Source organism: Anaerostipes hominis (ex Lee et al. 2021), from assembly GCF_002270485.1.
In the GTDB taxonomy this organism is placed as follows: Bacteria; Bacillota; Clostridia; order Lachnospirales; family Lachnospiraceae; genus Anaerostipes; species Anaerostipes hominis.
Map to the genome: position 1 here is coordinate 1 of NZ_NQOG01000066.1, position 761 is coordinate 761.

The following is a 761-nucleotide window of genomic DNA, read 5'->3' on the forward strand; positions in this document are numbered from 1 at the left end:
ACCGGCGGAGCATCCGGAATCGGGAAAGCAGTTGCCCAGGAATTTTTAAACGTGGGATGCAATGTGGTTGTTTCTGACATGGCGCCGGAAGCGCCGGAGTTTGACACTGCAGCCGGCAGGTTCCATTACGTGAAGACAGACGTGACCAGTGCAAAAGATGTGGATGCCATGGTAAAAGAAGTGGTGGATACATTCGGAACCGTGGATGTACTGGTAAACAACGCGGGGATCAATATCCCGAGACTCCTGGTAGACCCGAAAGAGCCGAAAGGACAGTATGAACTGGACGAAGCAGTATGGGATAAAGTATGCAGCGTCAATTTAAAGGGAGTGTTCTTCTGTGCACAGGCGGTCGGAAGACTTCTTGTGGAAAAGGGAGAGGGAGTTATCATCAACATGTCTTCAGAGAGCGGACTGGAAGGGTCCGAGGGACAGAGCGTGTACGCGGCGACAAAGAACGCAGTGAATTCCCTGACGAGGAGCTGGGCAAAAGAATTAGGGAAACAGGGAGTGCGCGTAGTAGGCGTGGCACCGGGCATCATGGAAGCGACGGGATTAAGGACACTGGCGTATGAATCAGCGCTGGCGTACACAAGAGGGATCACAGTGGATGACTTAAGAGCGGGCTACAGCAAGACGTCAACAACACCGCTCGGAAGATCCGGAAAGCTTTCCGAAGTGGCAGACATGTGTGTATATCTGGCAAGCAAAAGATCTTCTTATGTACACGGTGTGACCATCAATGTAGCCGGCGGAAAGAC

At 52.2% G+C, this 761-nt stretch carries 1 protein-coding gene; it reads left to right on the forward strand.

What is annotated here, in order from left to right; translation table 11 throughout:
- Positions 1-761: SDR family oxidoreductase (locus tag CI597_RS17545; RefSeq protein ID WP_143266106.1), on the forward strand; the 761-nt coding region annotated here is incomplete at both ends.